This is a genomic window from Chromobacterium sphagni (genome assembly GCF_001855575.1).
Classification (GTDB): Bacteria; Pseudomonadota; Gammaproteobacteria; order Burkholderiales; family Chromobacteriaceae; genus Chromobacterium; species Chromobacterium sphagni.
In genome coordinates this window covers 1,421,282-1,442,562 of record NZ_MKCS01000001.1, presented here as the reverse complement: position 1 = coordinate 1,442,562, position 21,281 = coordinate 1,421,282, and the positions used below count along the sequence as shown (strand labels likewise).

Annotated in this window: 20 protein-coding genes; 12 read left to right on the top strand and 8 right to left on the bottom strand. The window is 64.8% G+C overall.

Annotated features, from left to right (window positions below; all coding sequences use genetic code 11):
- The first annotated feature begins 55 nt into the window (after positions 1–55).
- From gpmI to ettA, 9 genes are all read left to right on the top strand, one after another.
- On the top strand, positions 56–1,579 hold the full coding sequence (gene gpmI, locus BI347_RS06935) for a 2,3-bisphosphoglycerate-independent phosphoglycerate mutase (RefSeq protein ID WP_071115575.1): 1,524 nt from the start codon (positions 56–58) through the stop codon (positions 1,577–1,579).
- Between the two features lie 70 nt (positions 1,580–1,649).
- Positions 1,650–2,990 carry a murein hydrolase activator EnvC family protein gene (locus BI347_RS06930; protein WP_071115574.1) on the top strand — a complete coding sequence of 447 codons (1,341 nt, stop codon included), beginning with the start codon at positions 1,650–1,652 and terminating at the stop codon, positions 2,988–2,990.
- A gap of 43 nt (positions 2,991–3,033) precedes the next feature.
- Entirely contained in the window at positions 3,034–4,449 is a 1,416-nt protein-coding gene (locus tag BI347_RS06925) for a S41 family peptidase (RefSeq protein ID WP_071114569.1), read from the top strand.
- Positions 4,450–4,588: 139 nt separating this feature from the next.
- Positions 4,589–5,896 carry an amino-acid N-acetyltransferase gene (gene argA, locus BI347_RS06920; RefSeq protein ID WP_071114568.1) on the top strand — a complete coding sequence of 436 codons (1,308 nt, stop codon included), beginning with the start codon at positions 4,589–4,591 and terminating at the stop codon, positions 5,894–5,896.
- 100 nt (positions 5,897–5,996) lie between these two features.
- Positions 5,997–6,269 (top strand): oxidative damage protection protein, encoded by a 273-nt coding sequence (locus BI347_RS06915; protein ID WP_043574441.1) that lies wholly within the window; start codon positions 5,997–5,999, stop codon positions 6,267–6,269.
- Between the two features lie 70 nt (positions 6,270–6,339).
- Complete coding sequence (gene ppk1, locus BI347_RS06910; RefSeq protein WP_071115573.1) at positions 6,340–8,415, top strand: polyphosphate kinase 1; 2,076 nt, start codon at positions 6,340–6,342, stop codon at positions 8,413–8,415.
- Positions 8,415–8,894, top strand: a complete 480-nt coding sequence (locus BI347_RS06905) for a DUF456 domain-containing protein (protein WP_071116359.1) — start codon at positions 8,415–8,417, stop codon at positions 8,892–8,894. The genes ppk1 and BI347_RS06905 overlap by 1 nt, the downstream gene beginning before the upstream one ends.
- A gap of 114 nt (positions 8,895–9,008) precedes the next feature.
- Positions 9,009–9,434 (top strand): BLUF domain-containing protein, encoded by a 426-nt coding sequence (locus BI347_RS06900; RefSeq protein ID WP_071115572.1) that lies wholly within the window; start codon positions 9,009–9,011, stop codon positions 9,432–9,434.
- A 124-nt stretch (positions 9,435–9,558) separates the two neighbouring features.
- The gene (gene ettA, locus BI347_RS06895; protein ID WP_071114565.1) at positions 9,559–11,226 is read left to right on the top strand and encodes an energy-dependent translational throttle protein EttA; all 1,668 of its coding nucleotides are present in this window, start codon (positions 9,559–9,561) and stop codon (positions 11,224–11,226) included.
- A 47-nt stretch (positions 11,227–11,273) separates the two neighbouring features.
- Here ettA and BI347_RS06890 read toward each other — a convergent pair whose 3' ends face one another.
- Complete coding sequence (locus tag BI347_RS06890) at positions 11,274–12,002, bottom strand: substrate-binding periplasmic protein (RefSeq protein ID WP_071114564.1); 729 nt, start codon at positions 12,000–12,002, stop codon at positions 11,274–11,276.
- A 67-nt stretch (positions 12,003–12,069) separates the two neighbouring features.
- Here BI347_RS06890 and BI347_RS06885 point away from each other — a divergent pair, with 67 nt between their 5' ends.
- The 3 genes from BI347_RS06885 (at position 12,070) to BI347_RS06875 (ending at position 15,175) form a co-directional block, all read left to right on the top strand.
- On the top strand, positions 12,070–12,750 hold the full coding sequence (locus BI347_RS06885) for a peptidoglycan DD-metalloendopeptidase family protein (protein ID WP_071115571.1): 681 nt from the start codon (positions 12,070–12,072) through the stop codon (positions 12,748–12,750).
- A 70-nt stretch (positions 12,751–12,820) separates the two neighbouring features.
- Positions 12,821–14,035, top strand: a complete 1,215-nt coding sequence (locus tag BI347_RS06880) for a DUF1615 domain-containing protein (protein WP_071115570.1) — start codon at positions 12,821–12,823, stop codon at positions 14,033–14,035.
- Between the two features lie 111 nt (positions 14,036–14,146).
- The gene (locus tag BI347_RS06875; RefSeq protein WP_071115569.1) at positions 14,147–15,175 is read left to right on the top strand and encodes a DUF475 domain-containing protein; all 1,029 of its coding nucleotides are present in this window, start codon (positions 14,147–14,149) and stop codon (positions 15,173–15,175) included.
- A gap of 69 nt (positions 15,176–15,244) precedes the next feature.
- Here BI347_RS06875 and BI347_RS06870 read toward each other — a convergent pair whose 3' ends face one another.
- From BI347_RS06870 to coq7, 7 genes are all read right to left on the bottom strand, one after another.
- Positions 15,245–15,976: a hypothetical protein gene (locus tag BI347_RS06870; RefSeq protein WP_139167185.1), complete on the bottom strand. Its 732-nt coding sequence runs from the start codon at positions 15,974–15,976 to the stop codon at positions 15,245–15,247.
- Between the two features lie 234 nt (positions 15,977–16,210).
- Entirely contained in the window at positions 16,211–16,861 is a 651-nt protein-coding gene (locus BI347_RS06865) for a hypothetical protein (RefSeq protein ID WP_071114559.1), read from the bottom strand.
- 305 nt (positions 16,862–17,166) lie between these two features.
- Complete coding sequence (gene frdD / locus BI347_RS06860; RefSeq protein ID WP_071114558.1) at positions 17,167–17,532, bottom strand: fumarate reductase subunit FrdD; 366 nt, start codon at positions 17,530–17,532, stop codon at positions 17,167–17,169.
- Positions 17,529–17,927: a fumarate reductase subunit C gene (locus BI347_RS06855; protein ID WP_071114557.1), complete on the bottom strand. Its 399-nt coding sequence runs from the start codon at positions 17,925–17,927 to the stop codon at positions 17,529–17,531. The genes frdD and BI347_RS06855 overlap by 4 nt, the downstream gene beginning before the upstream one ends.
- Complete coding sequence (locus tag BI347_RS06850) at positions 17,924–18,670, bottom strand: succinate dehydrogenase/fumarate reductase iron-sulfur subunit (RefSeq protein ID WP_071115567.1); 747 nt, start codon at positions 18,668–18,670, stop codon at positions 17,924–17,926. The genes BI347_RS06855 and BI347_RS06850 overlap by 4 nt, the downstream gene beginning before the upstream one ends.
- Entirely contained in the window at positions 18,663–20,441 is a 1,779-nt protein-coding gene (frdA, locus tag BI347_RS06845; RefSeq protein ID WP_071115566.1) for a fumarate reductase (quinol) flavoprotein subunit, read from the bottom strand. Before frdA ends, BI347_RS06850 begins: the two co-directional genes overlap by 8 nt.
- A 193-nt stretch (positions 20,442–20,634) precedes the next feature.
- Positions 20,635–21,255, bottom strand: a complete 621-nt coding sequence (coq7, locus tag BI347_RS06840) for a 2-polyprenyl-3-methyl-6-methoxy-1,4-benzoquinone monooxygenase (RefSeq protein ID WP_071116358.1) — start codon at positions 21,253–21,255, stop codon at positions 20,635–20,637.
- Positions 21,256–21,281: the final 26 nt, after the last annotated feature.

Here is a 21,281-nt window from a genome sequence, read left to right as displayed (position 1 = left end):
GTATCGGCAAAATCCGATACTATCAAGGTTTTCTAATATTCTGAATGCGAATGCCATGAAATCAATCACACCGGTGTTGCTATTAATCCTCGACGGCTTCGGCCACCGCATGGAAGGCGACGACAACGCCATCCTGCACGCCGACATGCCCAACTGGAACCGACTGCGCCAGCGCTACGCCTACGGCACCATCAACGCCTCGGAAAACTTTGTCGGACTGCCTTCCGGCCAGTTCGGCAACTCCGAAGTGGGGCACCTCAACATCGGCGCCGGCCGCATCGTGCAGCAGGACATCAGCCGCATCGATTGCGACATCGAGGACGGGCGTTTCGCAAACAATGACACACTGCAACAAGCCATGAGCAAAGCTCAATGCTCGGCTCTGCACGTGCTCGGCCTGTTATCCGACGGGGGTGTGCACAGCCATGAAAACCACATCCACGCGCTGATCCGCGCCGCCCAGGCCGCCGGCGTGCCCAACATCCACGTCCACGCCTTTCTCGACGGCCGCGACACGCCGCCGCGCAGCGCCGAAACCTACCTCAAGCGCCTGGACGCGGTACTGGCCGAATGCCCGAACGCGCGGCTGGTATCCGTGACCGGCCGCTACTGGGCGATGGACCGCGACAAGCGCTGGGAACGGGTGGAGCCGGCCTACCGGCTGCTGGTGGAAGGCGAAGGCCTGTTCCACGCCGAAACCGGGCTGGAAGCGCTCAAGGCCGCCTACGCCCGTGACGAGAACGACGAATTCGTCAAGGCCACCGGCATCGGCGCGCCGGTGAAGATCCAAGACGGCGACGCGGTGCTGTTCATGAACTTCCGCGCCGACCGCGCCCGCCAATTGACCACCGCGCTGACCGACCCGGCCTTCGACGGTTTCCAGGCGCGCCAACCCGGCTTCGGCTATTTCGCCACTCTCACCAGCTACGGCGAGGCCTACAGCGCGCTGCCGACCGCCTACGCGCCGCAGAAGATCCACAACGGCATGGGCGAATACCTGTCGGCCCAGGGCATGAAGCAGCTGCGCATCGCCGAAACCGAGAAATATCCGCACGTCACCTACTTCTTCAACGGCGGCGAGGAACAAGTCTACCCGGGCGAAGACCGCATCCTGGTGCCCTCGCCCAAGGTGGCCACCTACGACCTGCAGCCGGAAATGAGCGCCGGCGAAGTCACCGACCAGATCGTCGCGGCGATCCAGTCCGGCCAGTACCAGGCCATTTTCTGCAACTACGCCAACGGCGACATGGTGGGCCACAGCGGCATCTTCGACGCCGCGGTGAAGGCGGTGGAGGCGCTGGACGGCTGCATAGAGCGCTGCGTCGAAGCCATGCTGGCGGCCGGGGGCGAAGTGCTGATCACCGCCGACCACGGCAACTGCGAGCAGATGTACGACGGCGAGCACCACCAGCCGCACACCCAGCACACCACCAACAAGGTGCCCTTCCTGTATATCGGCCGCCCGGCGAAGATCCGCGACGGCGGTTCGCTGCGCGACATCTCGCCGTCCTTGCTGGCGATGATGGGCGTGGAACAACCGGTCGAGATGACCGGTCAATCGCTGATCGACTTCCAATAATCGCCCCGACAGGCGGCGGCCATGCCTGGCATGGCCGCCGCCGCTTCCCCAAGCGAAAGAAAACCAGGGAATGAAACGCTACCTCCTGATAGCCCTGCTGGCCGGAACCGCTCAAGCAGCCGACACCAGTTCCTCGTCCTCAGCCCTGTCCGCCGCGCCGCACCAGCAGGATCTGAAAAACGTGCGCAAGGAGATCGACAGCCTGAAAAAGGACCTGGCGCAGAAACAATCGGTGCAGAAGGAAGCGCAATCCGCCATTAAAGAATCGGAACAGGCGATCAGCCAGACCAGGCAGACGCTGGCCACGCTGGAGCAGCAGCAGAACCGCTCGGCGCAGCAGCTGGCCGACCTGAACGCGCAGATCGAGAAAAGCCGCCGCAGCCTGACCGAAGTACGCCAACGCGTCGGCCAGATGCTGGTTCGCCAATACAAGAACGGCCAGCACGACGCGATGAAGCTGATGTTCAACGACAGCGACCCCAATCAAAGTTCGCGAGACCTCGCCTACTACCAGCATATCGCCCGCGCCGACCAGCAGCTGGCGCAGCAACTGGTCGCGCAGCAAAAGCAACTGCAAGCGCTGTCGGCCCAGCTGGAGCAGGAGCTGGCGCGGCTGAACAACCTGTCCAGCCGCAAGGCCCAGGAAAAAACCGAGCTGGAGCAAGACAAAAGCCAGCAGCAGCAGCAATTGAGCAAGGTATCCGGCGAAATCAAGCAAGGACAGAGCAAGCTCACCCAGCTGCAGGAGGACGAAAAGCATCTGTCCAACCTGATCGCCCAGATCAACCGCGAAATCCAGCGCCGCCGCGCGGAAGCCGCGCGCAAAGCGGCCGAGGCGCGCAAGGCCAAGCTGGCAGCCGCCCGCGAGGCCGCGCGCAAGGAAAACGAGCGCCGCCGCAAACTGGCGGAAAACGCCAAGAAACAGGGCAAGCCAGTGCCGGAAGAAGCGAAGAAACCGGTGGTGGTGAAGGCGGAGAAGGAAGAAAAGATCGACGACGTGGCCGACGACAGCGCCGCCGGCCGCGCCTTCGCCAGCCTGCAAGGCAAGATGAAAATGCCGGTGGCCGGCCAGATCGCCGGCGCCTTCGGCAAGATGCGCCGCGAAGGCACCGCCTGGAAAGGCGTTTTTATTCGCACCGCCAGCGGCCAGCCAGTACACAGCGTGGCCGATGGCACGGTAGTATATGCGGATGAGCTGCGCGGCTTCGGCAAGGCGGTGATCATCGACCACGGCGGCAACTACATGACGGTGTACACCGGCCTGTCGGCCATCGCCAAATCGTCGGGCGGCAGCGTAAAGGCCGGTGAAACACTCGGCAACACAGGAACACTGGACAATGGGGATGCCGGACTGTACTTTGAAATCCGGCACCTCGGACGCCCCCTCAACCCGCAGGCCTGGACACGCTAAGGTGCCGGGTACGGAGAATTTGCACAGCATGAGCAGCCAAAGAATGAAGAAAATCGCCTGGTTGGTGGCAGGAGCCATGGCCGGTGGCGTACTGACCCTGAGCATGCAGGCGCTGGCCGACAAGGAGGCCTCGCCGCTGCCGCTGGGTGAACTGCGCACCTTCGCCGAGGTGTTCAGCCTGATCAAGCAAAGCTATGTCGAGCCGGTGACGGACAAGAAGCTGATCGACGAAGCCATCAAGGGCATGCTCACCGGTCTGGACCCGCACTCCGACTACATGGACCCCGAAGAATTCAAGGAGCTGCGCGAAGGCACCCAGGGCGAATTCGGCGGGCTGGGCATCGAGATCGGCGCAGAGGACGGCCTGGTCAAGGTGGTGTCCCCGATCGAGGACACCCCGGCGCAGAAGGCGGGCATCAAGAGCGGCGACCTGATCATCAAGATCGACGACACGCCGGTGCGCGGCCTGTCGCTGAACGACGCGGTGAAGAAGATGCGCGGCAAGCCGGGCAGCAAGGTCACGCTGACCATCGCCCGCAAGAATGAAGCTAAGCCGCTGGTGTTCACGCTGGCGCGCGCCGTCATCAAGACCAAGAGCGTCAAGTACAAGATGCTGGAACCGGACTACGGCTATGTCCGCATCGCCCAGTTCCAGGAGCACACCGCGGAAGACCTGGCCGCCGGCCTGCAGAAACTGTACAAGGACAACAAGCAGCCGCTGAAGGGCCTGGTGCTGGACCTGCGCGACGACCCGGGCGGCTTGCTCAACGGCGCCGTCGGCGTGGCCGCTGCCTTCCTGCCCAAGGACAAGCTGGTGGTCTACACCGAGGGCCGCACGCCGGACGCCAAGATGCGCCTGACCGCCACGCTGCAGAACTACGCCGGCGCCGGCGGCAGCGATCCGCTGGCCAAGCTGCCGGCCGATGCCCGCAACGTGCCGATGGTGGTGCTGGTCAACGGCGGCTCCGCCTCGGCGTCGGAAATCGTCGCCGGCGCTTTGCAAGACCAGAAGCGCGCGGTGCTGGTGGGCACCCAGACCTTCGGCAAGGGCTCGGTGCAATCCATCCTGCCGCTGGGCAGCCAAGGCGGCATCAAGCTGACCACCGCCCGCTACTTCACGCCTAGCGGCCGCTCGATCCAGGCCAAGGGCATCGTGCCGGACGTGGTGGTGGAAGACGCCACCCTCACCGCCGCCGACCAGGCGCTGCGCGTGCGCGAGGCCGATCTGGAAAACCACCTGGCCAATCCCAACGGCGACGACAAGCCGGCCAAGGCCGCCAAACCGGCGCCCAAGCTGGTTCCGCCTCCGTCCCCGCAGGAAAAGGGCAAGGACGCGCCGGCCCCGGACGACGGCAGCCAGTTTGGCCCGCGCGACCCCAGCCCGAAGAACGACTACCAGCTGTCGCAGGCTCTCAATGTGCTGAAAGTGCAGCAAATCCTGCAAAAACGCGCCAACTGAGCGTCGGCTTCACATACACGATGCCGCCAGGCCCCGCCTGGCGGCATTTTTGCATGCCGCGCCAGCCGCGCGCCCGCGGCAGGCCCAATCCTGATATTCTTATTGGTTATTCCCTATCGAGTGGCCGGAGTCTGCCCTTATGCTCACCCGCGAGTTCGTTCTCACCTTCCGCGAAGCCGCGCCCTACATCAACACCTACCGCGGCAAGACCTTCGTGCTGGCCCTGGGCGGCGAAAGCCTGCTGGACGGCGACTTCTCCAGCATGGCGCAGGACATCAACCTGCTGGTCAGCCTCGGGGTGCGCATCGTGCTGGTACACGGCATCCGCCCGCAGATCGAGGCGTTGCTCAAGCGCCACGGCATCGCCCGCCTGTTCCACCGCGACCGCCGCGTCACCGACGCCGCCACCATGGACATCGTCAAGCAGGCGGCGGGCGCTACCCGCCACGACGTGGAAGCCCGGCTGTCGATGGGCATGCCTCATTCGCCGATGTACGGCGCCCACCTGCGGGTGGCCGGCGGCAATTTCGTCACCGCCCAGCCGCTGGGCGTGCTGGACGGCGTCGACATGCAATACACCGGCCAAGTGCGGCGGGTGGACGCCGCCGCCATCCGCCAGCGGCTGGACCAGGGCGAACTGGTGCTGCTGACTCCGGTAGGCTACTCGCTGACCGGCGAAAGCTTCAACCTGACCATGGAAGAGCTGGCCACCCACGCCGCCATCGCGCTGAAGGCGGAAAAACTGATCTTCGTGGTGGAAGGCCGCGGCGCGGTGGAGCAGGACGGCCAACTGATCAGTTCGCTCACCGCCTTGCAGGCGGAGCAATTGCTGGAAGCCGGCAGCCTGCCGGAAGACGTGGCGGCCTACCTGCCATACACCATACGCGCCACCCGCGAAGGCATACCCCGCGCCCACCTGATCAGCCGCCACGAAGACGGCGCGCTGCTGCTGGAGCACTTCACCCGCGGCGGCAACGGCACCATGATCGCGCGCGATCCCTTGGTGCGGGTACGCAACGCCAGCATCGACGACGTCGGCGACATCCTGGCGCTGATCCGCCCGCTGGAAGAGCAAGGCGTGCTGGTGCGGCGCAGCCGCGAGCGGCTGGAAGTGGAGATAGGCGAATATGCGGTGCTGGAGCATGACGGCAAGATCTACGGCTGCGTGGCGATGCACCCCTTCCCCGAAGCCGACACCGCCGAACTGGCCTGTCTGGCGGTATCGCCGGCCAAACGCGACGGCGGCTTCGGCGAGATGCTGCTGCGCCACGTCGAATACCAGGCGCGCACTCAGGGACTGCAGTCGCTGTTCGTGCTTACCACCCAGACCTCGCACTGGTTTGTCGAGCGCGGCTTCGCCGAGGCCGACAAGAACTCGCTGCCGCTGTCGCGACAGCAGTTCTACAATTACCAGCGCCGCTCCAAGGTATTTGTAAAGAAGCTGTAACCGGCGGCGGCCATGATGCCGCCACGGTTGGAAGGACGCGGGCTATGTGACAGAATAGCCCGTTAACGCCAATTCAGAATTCAAGAGCAAGGATAGAGCCATGAGCAGAACCGTCAATTGCGTCAAGCTGGGCCGCGAAGCCGAAGGCCTCGACTTTCCGCCGCTGCCGGGCGAACTGGGCAAGCGCGTGTACGAAAGCGTCTCCAAGGAAGCCTGGCAGGGCTGGCTGCGCTACCAGACCATGCTGATCAACGAAAACCGCCTCAGCCTGGCAGACGCCCGCGCCCGCCAGTACCTGGCCGCGCAGCTGGACGCGTACTTCTTCGGCCAGGGCGCCGACGCGCCGGCCGGCTACACCCCGCCGCAGAACTAAACGACTTGCCAAGCCCTCCAAGCGAGGGCTTTATTGTTTCCAATCACCGTAATATTGGCTCGCACATCGTATGTCACAACCGCAAGACTTGCTGCTGAACCGCGAACTGGGACTGATAGAATTCAACCGCCGGGTGCTGGCCCAGGCGGAAGACCCGGACCTGCCGCTCTTGGAGCGCCTGAAGTTCCTCTGCATCGTCTCCTCCAATCTGGACGAATTCTTCGAGGTGCGCGTCGCCTGGCTGCAAGACGCCGCCCACGCCACGCCTGAGCGCGTACTGGCGGACGGCTGCACGCCGGAGCAGGCGCTGGCCAAGGTGGCGCGCGCCAGCCACCAGCTGGTGCGCGACCAGTACGCGGTGATGAGCGAGGTGCTGTTTCCGGCGCTGCGCGAGCAAGGCATCGTGTTCCTGCGCCGCGGCGAATGGACCCAGCAGCAGAAGGACTGGGTGGAGGCCTTCTTCTTCCGCGAACTGATGCCCATCCTGACGCCCATCGGCCTGGACCCGTCCCATCCCTTCCCCAAGGTGCTGAACAAGTCGCTGAACTTCACCGTGGAGCTGGAGGGCCGCGACGCCTTCGGCCGCGCCTCCGGCACCGCCATCGTGCAGGCGCCGCGCATCCTGCCGCGGGTGATCAAATTGCCGGCCGACGTCTGCGACGGCCGCCCGCACTGCTTCGTGTTCCTGTCCTCCATCCTGCACTCCCACGTGCACGAGCTATTCCCCGGCATGACGGTGAAGGGCTGCTACCAGTTCCGCGTCACCCGCGACAGCGAACTGTCGGTGGACGACGACGACTTCAAGAACCTGCGCACCGCGCTGCAGGGCGAGTTGCGCCAGCGCCAGTTCGGCGACGCGGTGCGGCTGGAAATCGCCGACACCTGCCCGCAGCACATGGAATCCTTCCTGCTCACCCAGTTCAATCTGCAGCCGCGCGACGTCTACCGCGTCAACGGCCCGGTGAACCTGGTGCGGCTGATGCAGGTGCCCGATCTGGTGGACCGCGCCGACCTGAAATTCACGCCGTTCAGCCCCAGCCTGCCGCCGCCGCTGCAAAAAAGGGCCCACTTGTTCGAGGCCATCCGCAAAGGCGACATCCTGCTGCACCACCCTTACCAGAGCTTCCAGCCGGTGATCGACTTCCTCACCGAGGCCGCCACCGACCCGCACGTGGTGGCGATCAAGATGACGGTGTACCGCACCGGCACCGACTCGGTGCTGATGGAATCGCTGATCGCCGCCGCCCGCGCCGGCAAGCAGGTGACGGTGGTGGTGGAACTGATGGCCCGCTTCGACGAGGAAGCCAACATCAGCTGGGCCAGCCGGCTGGAAGACGCCGGCGCCCACGTGATTTACGGCGTGATCGGCTACAAGGTGCACGCCAAGATGCTGATGGTGGTGCGGCGCGAGGAACACGGACTGCACCGCTACGTGCACCTGGGCACCGGCAACTACCACCCGCGCACCGCGCGGATGTACACCGACTTCGGCCTGCTGACCTGCAACGAGGAGATCGCCAGCGACGTCAACGACATCTTCGTCCAGCTCACTGGCCTGGGCCGCGCCAGCAGTCTCAAGCAGCTGTTCCAGAGCCCGTTCACGCTGCACAGCATGATCATGCAGTCGATCGAGCGCGAAACCGAGCATGCCCAGGCCGGCAAGCCGGCGCAGATCATCGCCAAGATGAACTCGCTCTTGGAGCCGCAGGTGATCCACGCGCTGTATCGCGCCAGCCAGGCCGGGGTGAAGGTCCAGCTGATCGTGCGCGGCGTCTGCGCGCTGCGCCCGGGCGTGCCGGGGCTGTCCGACAACATCAGCGTGCGCTCCATCGTCGGCCGCTTCCTCGAACACCCGCGCGTGTTCTACTTCTACAACGACCACAAGGAAGACCTGCTGATGTCCAGCGCCGACTGGATGAGCCGCAATTTCTTCCGCCGCATCGAAACCTGCGTGCCCATCATCGATGGCAAGCTCAAGCGCCGCATCATCAAGGAGGCGCTGCGGATGTATCTGGAAGACAACGTCAACAGCTGGGACATGCAGTCGGACGGCAGCTACAAACGCCGCAGCAGCCGCGGCAAACCGCACTGCGCGCAACGCCAGCTGCTGGAGTCGTACACCGCCCAGCCGCCGGAAGACAAATGATGATCATGCTGGGCTACCTGCTGGCCGTCGCTCTGATGCTGGCCGGCCTGGCCGGCACCGTGCTGCCGGCCATTCCCGGCCTGCCGCTGCTGTTCGGCGGCATGCTGCTGGCGTCCTGGCTGGACAATTTCCAGCATCTGGGCCCGATCAGCCTGACCATACTCGCAGTGCTGGCGGCGCTGGGCCTGCTGATAGACTTCGTCGCCGGCCTGATGGGCGCCAAGGCCAGCGGCGCCAGCCGCCAGGCGCTGTGGGGCGCCTTCGTCGGCAGCTTGGTCGGCATGTTCTTCGGCGTGGCCGGCGTGATTCTGGGGCCGCTGCTCGGCGCGGTGATAGGCGAGTTCATCGTCCGCAAGGACGCCTTCCAGGCGGGCAAGGTCGGCATCGGCACCTTCATCGGCTTCATCGTCGGCGCGGTGGCCAAGGTGGCCTGCGCCTTCGCCATGCTGGCCACCGCGGCGCTGGCGCTGGCGCTGTAAACCCTGCGCCCTGGCCATGCGGATGGCTGTCCTGGCCGGACAGCCACTTCGCCCCATGATTTTGCTATGCTGCCGCAATCAACAGGGATACCCCTTGCCACGAGGAAACCCATCATGGCCCTGCAGCATCTGATTTATGTCAGCACCGCCCGCAAAGAACTAAGCAACGCCGAACTGGAGACGCTGCTCGAATCCTGCGTGCGCTACAACCTGCAAAACGACATCAGCGGCGTCCTGCTGTATGGTCCCGGCTGCTTCATCCAGGTGCTGGAAGGAGAAGCCGCCGCCGTCGGCGAAACCTACCAGCGCATTCTGGACGACCCGCGCCACCACAATCTGATAGAAATCATCCGCGAGGATATCGAGCAGCGCAGCTTCGCCAACTGGCGCATGGGCTTCACCCGGCTGGATGCCGCCGCCATCCGCAACCACCCGGGCTTCACCGACATCTACGGCCCCGACTTCCAGCCCAAACGCCTAGCCGGCCGGCCGGCGCTGGCGATGAACATGCTGCTGACCTTCCGCGAAAACTGCCGCTGACCAAAGCATCGATCGCCGCTCCCGCTACCGCATGGCAGTCGGGGCTGCAGCACCACTCTCGTCCCGGGCGCGGATTTCGTTATAATCGGCGCCTAGTCCCACTCCAACCAATGTGAACGCACCCATGGCCCAATACGTGATGTCGATGCTCCGCGTGAGCAAGATCGTCCCCCCGAAACGTCAGATCATCAAGGACATCTCCTTGTCCTTCTTCCCCGGCGCCAAGATCGGCCTGCTGGGTCTGAACGGCGCCGGCAAATCCACCGTGCTGCGCATCATGGCCAATGTGGACAAGGAATACGACGGCGAGGTGCAACACCTGGCCGGCGTCAAGATCGGCTACCTGGAGCAGGAGCCGAAGCTGGACAACGACAAGACCGTGCGCGAGGAAGTGGAAAGCGGCATGGGCGACGTGATGGGCGCGCAAAAGCGCCTGGAGGAAGTCTACGCCGCCTACGCCGAACCGGATGCCGACTTCGACGCGCTAGCCGAAGAGCAGGCCAAGCTGGAGGCCATCATCTCCGCCGGCGCCGGCGACAATGTGGCGCTGCAGCTGGAACTGGCCGCCGACGCGCTGCGCCTACCGCCGTGGGACGCCAAGATCGGCCCGCTGTCCGGCGGCGAGAAGCGCCGCGTGGCGCTGTGCAAGCTGTTGCTGTCCAAGCCCGACATGCTGCTGCTGGACGAGCCCACCAACCACCTGGATGCCGAATCCGTCGAATGGCTGGAACAGTTCCTGGTGCGTTTCCCAGGCACCGTGGTGGCCGTCACCCACGACCGCTACTTCCTCGACAACGCCGCCGAATGGATTCTGGAGCTGGACCGCGGCGAAGGCATCCCGTGGAAGGGCAACTACTCGTCCTGGCTGGAACAGAAAGAAGCGCGCCTGGAGCTGGAAAGCAAGCAGGAAGGCGCCCGCATGAAGGCGATGAAGCAAGAGCTGGAATGGGTGCGCCAGAACCCCAAGGGCCGCCAGGCCAAGTCCAAGGCGCGTATCGCCCGCTTCGAGGAGCTGTCCAGCTATGAAACCCAGAAGCGCAACGAGACCCAGGAAATCTTCATCCCGGTGGCCGAGCGCCTAGGCAGCGAAGTGATCGAGTTCGACGGCGTGTCCAAGGGCTTCGGCGACCGCCTGTTGATCGACAACCTGAGTTTCAAGGCGCCGGCCGGCGCCATCGTCGGCATCATCGGCCCCAACGGCGCCGGCAAGTCGACGCTGTTCAAGATGATAGCCGGCAAAGAGCAGCCGGATTCCGGCGCGGTGAAAATCGGCCAGACCGTGCAGATGGCCTTCGTCGAACAGAGCCGCGAAGGCCTGGACGGCGACAAGACCGTGTTCGAGGACGTGGCCGCCGGTGCCGACATCCTCACCGTCGGCAAGTTCGAGATGTCCAGCCGGGCCTACCTTGGCCGCTTCAACTTCAAGGGCGCCGATCAGCAGAAGAAGGTGGGCATGCTGTCCGGCGGCGAGCGCGGCCGCCTGCACCTGGCCAAGACCCTGCTCAAGGGCGGCAACGTGCTGCTGCTGGACGAACCGTCCAACGACCTCGACGTCGAAACCCTGCGCGCGCTGGAAGACGCGCTGCTGGAATACGCCGGCACCGTGTTCGTGATTTCCCACGACCGCTGGTTCCTCGACCGCATCGCCACCCACATTCTGGCGGCGGAAGGGGAATCGCAGTGGACCTTCTTCGACGGCAACTATCAGGAATACGAAGCCGACAAGAAGAAGCGCCTGGGTGAGGAAGGCGCCAAGCCCAAGCGCATCCGCTACAAGCCGATCACGCGCTAAGCCCTACCCAGCCTAGCCCCCGCCCGCGGGGGCTTTTTGCTGGACGCTCAATCCAGGTACTTGGCCATCAGCCTGGCGACCGCGCCCTCGTCGCGCAGTTGCTTGAGCGCGGTTCCCAGCCTTTGCGCGACCTCGTCCGGCATGCGCTTGCCGCAGGCCAGATAAATGCCGGTATCCTGCAAGCGCATCGCCTCGCGGATCGGCACCGCGCTGGTCCCTTGCTTCTTCACCAGATAGCGCGCCACCGCGCTGTGCACCGCCCAGACATTCGCCACGCCCAGGCTCAGCTCGCGATAGGCGTCCTCGGTGGTGGCGAGTTCGGAAAATGTCACCTGGTGCAACCTTAGCCACTCAGCCATCGACGATCCCAGCAGGGCCACCACCCGCAGCCCCTTGAGATCGGCCAGCGAATGCAGCTGCAGCGTGCTGCCTGCGGAAACGAACAGAGAGTGGCTGCTGTCGTCAATCAACCCCACCCAGCGGTACTGCCCATCGCGCCTGGGCGAACGGGTCAGCGGCATCAGGCAGCCGTCCTCCTCGCTCATCACCTGCAGCTGCGCCCGCTTCCACGGCAGATCGACAAACTGTCCGCGCAGACCCGCATGCGACAAAGCCTGCTGCACCAGTTCCACCGCGATGCCGCGCTGCGGGCTTTGCGGACTGTCGCGGATCACAAAGGGAGGATAGTCCAGCGTGTACAGATTGATCACAGGCGGCGCGGCCCACACCCATCCGGAGCCCAAGCAGGCCACCCCCAGCCAAACCCATTTCATCATTGCCTCTCCCATCCGCTTTTGTCCGCCGCAGGCTTGCCGGCGGAAAGACAGTGATAGAATCCCAGCCATGTCTTTGCGAACCTTTATTCTTTGTAGCAGCTTATGGCTGGCGGCCTGCGCCACACCGCGTCCGGCCGAGCTTCCTGCGCCGGCAGGATATTACCGGGTGCAGTCCGGCGATACCCTGTACCGCATCGCCCGCAAGTACAAACAGACCGTAGGCAGCCTGGCGCGCTGGAACCAACTGTACGACAGTTCCAGCATCCAGACCGGCCAGTTGCTGCGCATCCAGCCGCCTTCTGCCGGCAAGACCGCCGGCAAGGCCAACCGCCCGCCGCCGCCCAAAGCGGTGGAAAAACCGGCGCCGCCGCCGGCGAAGCTGGACATCAAGCTGCAATGGCCGGTTGCCGGCGCCTTGCTCGCCAGCTTCGACGGCAACCGCAACAAGGGCGTCGACATCGCCGGCAGCGCTGGCGACGAGATTCATGCCGCCGCCGCCGGCAAGGTGGTATACGCCGGCAAGGGCATACGCGCCTACGGCAACCTGCTGATCATCAAGCACAACGAGGACACGCTGACCGCCTACGCCCACAACCAACAGCTGCTGGTGAACGAGGGCGACCAGGTCGGGGCCGGCCAGGCCATCGCCACCATGGGCGACTCCGGCGCCAACCGGGTGAAACTGCATTTCGAGCTGCGGCTGCGCGGCCAGGCGGTGGACCCCGTCCCCTACCTGCCGCCGCGCTGATCGCGCCTTGCCAGCCTCGCCGGCTTGCCCTACCCTCGCCGGTGACGCCTTTGCCCAACCCCATACCATAATGAAACGCACCTCGCTATTGCTGATCACCGCGCTGCTGGCGGCCTGCGCCAGCTCGCGGCCTCTCCCCGCGCCGGAGGCGGAGGCAATCATGCCGCCGTCCGCCGCTCCGGTCCCAGCCGACGAACCGTCCCCGGCTCCCGCCAGCGCAGCTCCGGCGCTGGCCTTAATCGCCCCGACAGCCATCGTGCCCAAACCGCCGCTGGTTTCGCCTGACTTCATCGCCCGCTCCGTCCCCAGCGGGACGCGCGACCGCCAGGGCTGGATCGCCGACATCGACAACGCCTTCCGCCATCTGCGGATTCCGGCCACGGTCGACAACGCCTGCGCGCTGGCAGCGGTGATAGAGCAAGAATCCAGCTGGCAGGCCGACCCGGCCGTGCCGGGCCTCTCCCAGATCGTCTGGGGCAAGATTGAAGAAAAGGCGCACCGCTACCTGGTGCCGCTGACCGTGGTAAAGGGCGCCTTGTTGAAGACATCGCCCAATGGCCAGAGCTACAAGGCGCGCATCGACGCGCTGCGCACCGAGCGCGAAATGAACCTGCTGTTCGAGGACATGTCGCGCGAAGCCGGCAAGATGGGCTTGCCCGACATGAAGAATCCGATCCGTACCGGCGGGCCGATGCAGGTCAGCGTGGAATTTGCCGAAGCCCACGCCCGGATCTGGCCCTATCCCTATCCGCACCGCGACAGCATCCGCCATCAGGTATTCAGCCGCAAAGGCGGCGTCTACTTCGGCGCCGCCATCCTGCTGCAATACCCCGCCCCCTATCAGGACATGCGGTACCGCTTCGCCGACTTCAACGCCGGCCGCTACAGCAGCCGCAACGCCGCCTTCCAGGCCGCGCTCTCGCGGATCGGCGGCTGCAAGCTGGCGCTCGACGGCGATCTGCTCAACTATCAGGGCGGCCAGCCTTCCGGCAGCCAGCAGGCCGCGCTGGCCATCGCCGGCCGGCTGGATCTAAGCGCCAACGCGGTGCTGAGCGACCTGAAACAGGAGAAGAGCGCCGCCTTCGGCCAAAGCGAACTGTACCGCCGGGTGTTTGCGCTGGCGGAAAAGCAGGCGGGCCGGGCCTTGCCGCGCGCGACGATGCCGCAGATCGACCTGAAGAGCCCCAAGATCAGCCGCAAGCTGACCACCGAGTGGTTCGCCAAACGGGTGGACAGCCGTTATCGCCGCTGCCTGGCGCAATGGCCCGCCGCCTCCGCTTCATGATGCCAAACGACTGATTCAGCCTTATAATTCCGCTCGCAACGGCCGGCCTCCCCGGCCGTTCGCTCATTCAAAAAACAGCGGAATAACCGCAAAATAATCAGGTATTTGCACATGCGCTCCACTTTTTCCTATTTTCGCGGCTCGCTGCTGTTCAGCCTGGCCGTGCTCGCCGCCGTCGGCTGGTACGGCTACCGGCTTGGCGGCGCCGAGCACGCGCTGGCCTTTCTGATCACCGCGCTGGTGCTGGCGGTGCTGGAGACCAGCGTCTCCTTCGACAACGCGGTGGTAAACGCCAGCGTGCTCAAGGCGATGAGCCCGCGCTGGCGGCGAATCTTCATGACCGTGGGCATCGCGGTGGCGGTGTTCGGCATGCGGATACTGTTTCCGCTGCTGATCGTCGTCGCCGCCGGCGGCGTCTCGCTGGGCGAGGCCTTCATCGTCGCCACCGAGCAGCCGCAGCGCTACCAGGAAATCATGCATCACAGCCATCTGATGATCATGGGCTTCGGCGCCACCTTCCTGCTGATGGTGGTGATCGAGTATTTCATCACCCATGAGAAGGACGAGCACTGGATTCCGGGCATCGAGCCGCTACTCGCGCGCTTGGGCAGCGTGGAGAACGCGCAGTCGCTGGTCACCGTTCTGGTGGTGGCCGCGATTGCCGCGCTGCTTCCCGCCGCGCAGCGGATGGCATTCATCAGCAGCTGCTTCTGGGGCTATGTGGTGTTCATGGCGCTGCACATGTTCAAGCAGCTGTTCGGCGGCATGGACATCAAAACCGCGGCGGCCAGGAACGGCCTGATCGGCTTCGTCTACCTTGAAGTGCTGGATGCCAGCTTCTCGATGGACGGCGTGATCGCCGCCTTCGCCATCACCAACGACTTCTGGCTGATCGCCGCCGGCCTGGGCATAGGCGCGATGTTCGTGCGCTCGCTGACCCTCTACCTGGTGGAGCGCGACGTGATGGGCCAGTTCAAGTATCTGGAGGCGTCGGCGTTCTGGGCGATTGCCGCGCTGGTAGCCATCATGTTCGCCGCCGTGCTGCATGTCGAGCTGGGAGAGGTGGCTACCGGCCTGATCAGCGTCGCCATCATCGCGCTGGGCATCCTCACCAGCCTGCCGTCGCGCGGCAAACGCTGAGCGCCGGCGCAAAAGGCAAGACCGGGGAAACCCGGCCTTGCCTTTTCCCCTGCGGCCAATGGCCTGGCTTCAGGCCGAGGTGCTCAACAGCGCGCCCACGCCGGCGCTGCTGCCGAGTTGATTCTGCTGCAGATTATTGGTCAGGTTTTGCAGAAACGACTGCAGCGACGATTGCGACGACTGGCCGCTGCCGCTAATACCCAAAGCCTGCTGCAGGTTCTGAAAGGCGGAGCCCAGCGTTGAAGTCGCGCTGTTCTGGGTGCCATTGGCGATGTCCTGCAGCAACTGCTGCAGATTGTTCTGCAGATTGCCATAGCCGGCACCGCTCACCCCCCCGGCGCCGGCATCCTGATCCTGGCCTCCTGAGTCGACATCGCCATCGCCATCTTGACCACTGCCTCCGGAAACGCCCGAAGCGGAAGATGCGCCCGAGGCGGAGGATGCTCCCTCCTGCTGCAGCGCCTGAAACAGCGAGTGGATGAACGCATGCACCGTCTGTTGCTGATTGCCTCCCGCCGCACCCACCGCGCCAGTGGAGTTGGAGGTGTCGGAGCTTCCATCCGTGGACCCCGTCGATGAGCCGCCGGAAGCCGACTGCAACAGTCCGGACTGCTGCAAGGCCTGCAGCACGCTCTGCGTCAGTTCGCCGCCACCACCATGGTGGTGATGCCCGCCACCGCCGCTGCCCTGGACCGCTCCGCCTCCGGAAGACTGTCCCTGATCGGAAGAGAAGCTTTCCTGAATATCCACCTGCGTGTACTGCAAAGAGATTGAGCTGTTACCCAGAGACCCGACTGACATGATGCTCTCCTTAAAGAACTGATCGACCCGCCTCAGCCTGCGCTGATATCGGTATATCGGCATGCAGCGGCGGCGACAAAGGGACAAGCTGTAAATTTATGTTAATTAAGGGAAAAATCTCAACCAAGCCATCCAAAAAGCCACAATCCAACCCTTTCGAAGGCTGCCGGCTTCAGTATAGGCCGTCCTGGCGGACGCGCTGCGCCATCCACAGCCGCACCGCACTTGGTCCCCTCAAGCGCTGGTACTGAGCAGCGAGCCGACGCCGCCGGACGACAGCGTCTGGCTGTTCTGCAGCGCGATCAGGTTTTGCAAGAAGGTATGCAGCGACGCCTGCTGCGACGCGCCGGTTCCCGAGCCGCTGCCCAGTGACTGCTGCAAATCCTTGAAAGCCGAGCTCAGACTGGCGGTGGCGTTGTTCTGGGTGCCGTTGCTCACATCCTGCAGCAGCTTCTGCAGATTGCTCTGGAAGTCGCCGTAACCGCCGGCGGCCGGCCCCTGGCCGGAACCGGAGGTGCTGCTGGACAAGCCCTCGGCCTGCACCGCCTGGTACACCGCATGCACAAAGGTATGCAAGGCCTGCTGCAGATTGCTGCCGGTGCTGCCGGACAGCGCGCCGATGGCGATGTTTTGCGGGCTGGCGTCGCCGTTGCCGACGCCGGTGTTGCCGTTATCGGCGGCGACGGAAAGATTCAGGCCCGACTGCTGCAGGGCCAGCACCACCTCCTGGCCGAAGCCACCGTCGGGCCCGTTGTCCTGCTTGCGCTGCGCCCCCCCCGGGCCTTGCGTCCCGTCGCTGCCGACAGGCGCCAGCACGCCGGGAGCCGTGATAGGGGTGTATTGCTGGGAAATGGAATAGCTGCCAGTCACCGACCCAAGCGACATCGCACTTCTCCTTGCACAGGTTGCGGAACCCGTTACTGGTTGCAGCCGACGATGCGATTCCCCTTCCGGCGAAAACCGCACACCATGTCAAACGGCAAAACAATGGCAAAGACCAGCACAAATGCAAAATGGTGCGCCATGCATGGAAACGGCATGACAGACTATCCACTATAGGCAGGAAAATTTTCAGCGCGGCTGGAAAACAGCGCATATCGGCGATTAAAGACTGCCGGCAACACTGTTTCGACTGGCTGTTAAGTGGAAACCACAGATGGAGGCCGGCCTCGCCGGCCCCCTCCGCCGGCCTAACGGCCGATACCCAGCAGCAGCGCGGCTGACAGCAGCGTGGCCAGCATGGCCAGACCGTAGGTCAGCGCCTTGGCAAGCGCGCCGCCGCGGATGCCAAGGTCGTGCAGGCTATGGTAGACGCGGTGCGCCGCGTGCCACAGCAAGAGGCTGATCAGCAGCCAGAGCGCGCCCTTGCCCATCAGGCTCTGCGCCAGCGCCCGCATGGCGGCGAAGCCCAAAACCCGCTGCGGCAGCAAGCCCAGCGGAAGCGCCAGGCCGGTGATGAACACCAGCGCCGGCCCGAGCAGCGCCGCCAGCATACCGCCGGCGCCGAACAGTACCCAGAAGATGGGCGCATGTGATCGTTTCAGTTGGCGCTTCATGCCGAAATCCCCCACACCAGCGCAAACAACGCAGCACTGGCCAGCGCCACGGCGGCAAAACCGCCGCCGGTGATCGCCGCCGCCGAAACGCGCTTGCCGCCCAGCCGCAGCGGCGGCAGCGTGCGCGGCATAATCTTGAACCAGGTGTAGCTATGGTAGCCGATCATCGCCAACAGGATCAGATGGAGCCAGGTGGACAGCGGACTATGCAGCGCCGCCAGGAAGCCGTTCCACGCCGCCTGGCCCCGGCTCAGCCGCCACAGGCCGAACAGCAGCAAGAAGGCATAGGCGGCGACGAACAACGCCGTCCCCTCATGCGCCATATATTCGATAAAGTAGGGATTTTTCTTCCACCAGCCGGCCATAGTCCGGACGTAAGGACGACGCTTGTTCATTTGCAGGCTCCCTTGGGTCTGGCAAAACGCAGGAAGTAGTCCTTGGCCACCTGGGTCTTGTTGAGATTCACCGCATTGGCCGGGTCCACCGCCTTGGGGCAGACTTCCGAGCAATAGCCGACGGCGGTGCAGTTGAACACCCCCTCTTGCGCCGCCAGCAACTCCATCCGCGATGCCGAGCCGCCATCGCGGCTGTCCATATTGTATCGATGCAGCAAGGCGATCGCGCCCGGCCCCAGGAACTGGGAATCGATGCCGTACTGCGGACAGGCGGCATAGCACAGCAGGCAGTTGATGCAGTCGCTGAACTGCGAGTACCGCTCCATCTGCGCCGGCGTCTGCAGGTGCTCGCCCTCAGCCAAGGGCTTGTCGTGCCTGGGGATGATGTAGGGCTGGATGCTGTCCAGCTTGGCCATGAAGTCGTCCAGCACCACCACCAGATCGCGCTCGATCGGGAAGTGGTGGAGCGCTTCGATGCGCGCCTTGCCGGGGTAGTCGCGCAGAAAGGTCTTGCAGGCCAGCCTGGGCGCGCCATCCACCATCATGCCGCAGCTGCCGCAGATCGCCTGGCGGCAGGACCAACGGAAGGCCAGCGTGCCGTCCAGGTAGTCGCGGATGTATTGCAGACCCTGCAGCACCGACATATCGTCGATATACGGCACCGCAAAACTCTGCAGCCACGGCTGCTGATCCTGCTCCGGTCGGTAACGCATGATTTCAATGATGAAAGTGGCTTCAGCCATGCTGCGTCTCCCGCTCCGCCGCCAGCCCCGCAGCGCCATAGGCGCGCACCACAGGCTGGGACTTGGTGATCTTCACCGCGCCGTATTCGATGCGCGGCGCGGCGTCCGCCTGGTAAATGGCGTGGCTGTGCTTGAGGAAGTTGACGTCGTCGCGCGCCTCGTAACCATCCAGACGCTGGTGCGCGCCGCGCGACTCCCTGCGCTGCAGCGCGGAATGCGCCATCGCCTCGGCCACATCCAGTTGGTAGCCCAGCTCGATGGCCAGCAGCCAGTCGCTGTTCCACACGCTGGACTTGTCCTCGACGTTCACGTAATTGAAGCGTTGCTTCAGTTCCGCCAGCTTGTCGCAGGTGGCCTGCATGCTGGCTTCCCGCCGATAAATGCCGCAGCCCTCTTCCATGGTCTGCGCCATTTCACGGCGGATGTCGGCGATGCGCTCCGAGCCCTGCCTTGCCCGCAACGCGTGCAGCCTGGCCTCAGCGGCTTCGGCTTGCTGCTGCAGCGCTTCGCGGCTGGCCGGCCTTTGCCCGCGGGCGAAGCGCGCGGCCTCGATGCCGGCCACTTTGCCGAATACCGACAGCTCGGCCAAAGAGTTCGACCCCAGCCGGTTGGCGCCGTGTATGCCCACGCTGGAACACTCGCCGGCGGCAAACAGGCCGGGCATAGTCGACGCGCAGCAGCCGTCCACCAGAATGCCGCCCATGGTGTAGTGCACCGCCGGCCGTACCGGGATGGGCGCTTGCGCCGGGTCGATGCCCAGAAACTCCTCGGCCAGCTCGCAGATTTGCGGCAGCCGCTCGCGCAGCCTGGCTCGCCCCAAATGGCGCAGGTCCAGATACACCACCGAGCCAAGCGGCCCTTCAACCGTGCGGCCCTTCTGCTGCTCATACCAGAAAGCCTGGCTCAGCCGGTCGCGCGGACCCAGCTCCATGAACTTGTTGCGTGGCAGGTCCCCGGCAGGCCCCAGGCCATAGTCCTGCAGGTAGCGGTAGCCATCCTTGTTGACCAGCAGACCGCCCTCGCCGCGGCAGGCTTCGGTAAACAGCAAGCCGGTGCGCGGCATGCAGGTGGGGTGGTACTGGACGAACTCCATATCGCGCAGCGGCACGCCATGGCGGTAGACCAGCGCCATGCCGTCGCCGGTGACGATTCCGCCGTTGGTGTTCTCGCGGAACACCCGCCCGGCGCCGCCGGTAGCCATCACCACCGCGCCGGCCTCGATCAGCACGCTGTCGCCGCTGGCGATCTCGATCGCCAGCACGCCGCGCGCCTGGCCATCCTCCACGATCAGATCGGCGCAGAAATACTCGTCAAAGCGCTGGATATTCGAAAACGGGATGGACGTCTGAAACAAGGTGTGCAGCATATGGAAGCCGGTCTTGTCGGCGGCGAACCAGGTCCGCTCTATCTTCATGCCGCCGAAGGCGCGCACATTGACGCTGCCGTCTTCCTTGCGGCTCCACGGACAGCCCCAGTGTTCCAGTTGCACCATCTCCTCCGGGCACTGCGCGACGAAGTATTCCACCACGTCCTGCTCGCACAGCCAGTCGCCGCCGGAGACGGTATCGTGGAAATGGGCGTCGAAACTGTCATGGCTCTGCTTGACTGCCGCCGCCCCGCCCTCCGCCGCTACGGTGTGGCTGCGCATCGGATACACCTTGGAGATCAGCGCGATCCTCAACCCTGGATCGGACTGCGCGGCGGCGATGGCGGCGCGCAAGCCCGCCCCGCCGGCGCCGACTATCACTACGTCTGCTTGGTATGCGTTCACATATCCTCCTGCTGGCAATCAGAAATATCTGACCGCACGGTAGGACATGGCGCCGAACCGGCGGTAGACCTTGATCAAGCAGGCGGCAAACAGCGCATCGCCGCGCCAGCAAACCATGATCGCGGTCAAACCGCAGGCAAAAGAAAACCCGCGCCGGCGGAGCGCGGGTCGGGAACATGCGGGCGCCGCGGACTCAGATGCGGTAGCTGCTGCCGGTCATCAGCCGGGCAGATAACTTCATCGCCGCCTTCATCGGCGCCGGCAGAACGGCCGCCCCCAGTTGCTGCGCCATTTCGGCATGTTGCAACTCGTCGTCGCGCATGCGCTCGACGATGGCGCGGCTTCGAGCGTCGTCTGCCGGCAGGCTTCTCAGATGGCTATCCAGATGGGCGCCTACCTGCTGCTCGGTTTCCTGCAGGAAGCCCAGATTCCACTTGTCGCCCAGCACGCCGGCCGCCACTCCCAGCGCCAGCGAGCCGGTATACCACAACGGGTTGAGCAAGCTGGGACGGCCGCCCAGCTCGCGGATGCGGCGCTCGGTCCAGGCCAGGTGCTCCACTTCCTCCTGCGCCGCCTGACGCAGCGCCTGGCGTGCCGAAGCGTCGCGGGCGGTCAGCGCCTGGCCCTGGTACAAGGCCTGCGCGCACACTTCGCCGCAATGGTTGACCCGCATCAGCCCCAGCGCGTGCTTCCTGTCCTCCGCGCTCAGATCGGCCTCGGCAATGTCCTGGTCCGGATGCGCGCGCGCGCTCTGCGCCGGCGCGCACAGCGTGCGCAACCCCTTGTCCAGCTCCACGATCAACTTGTCCAGCATCGGCACCATCCCTCGCGCGTCCATCC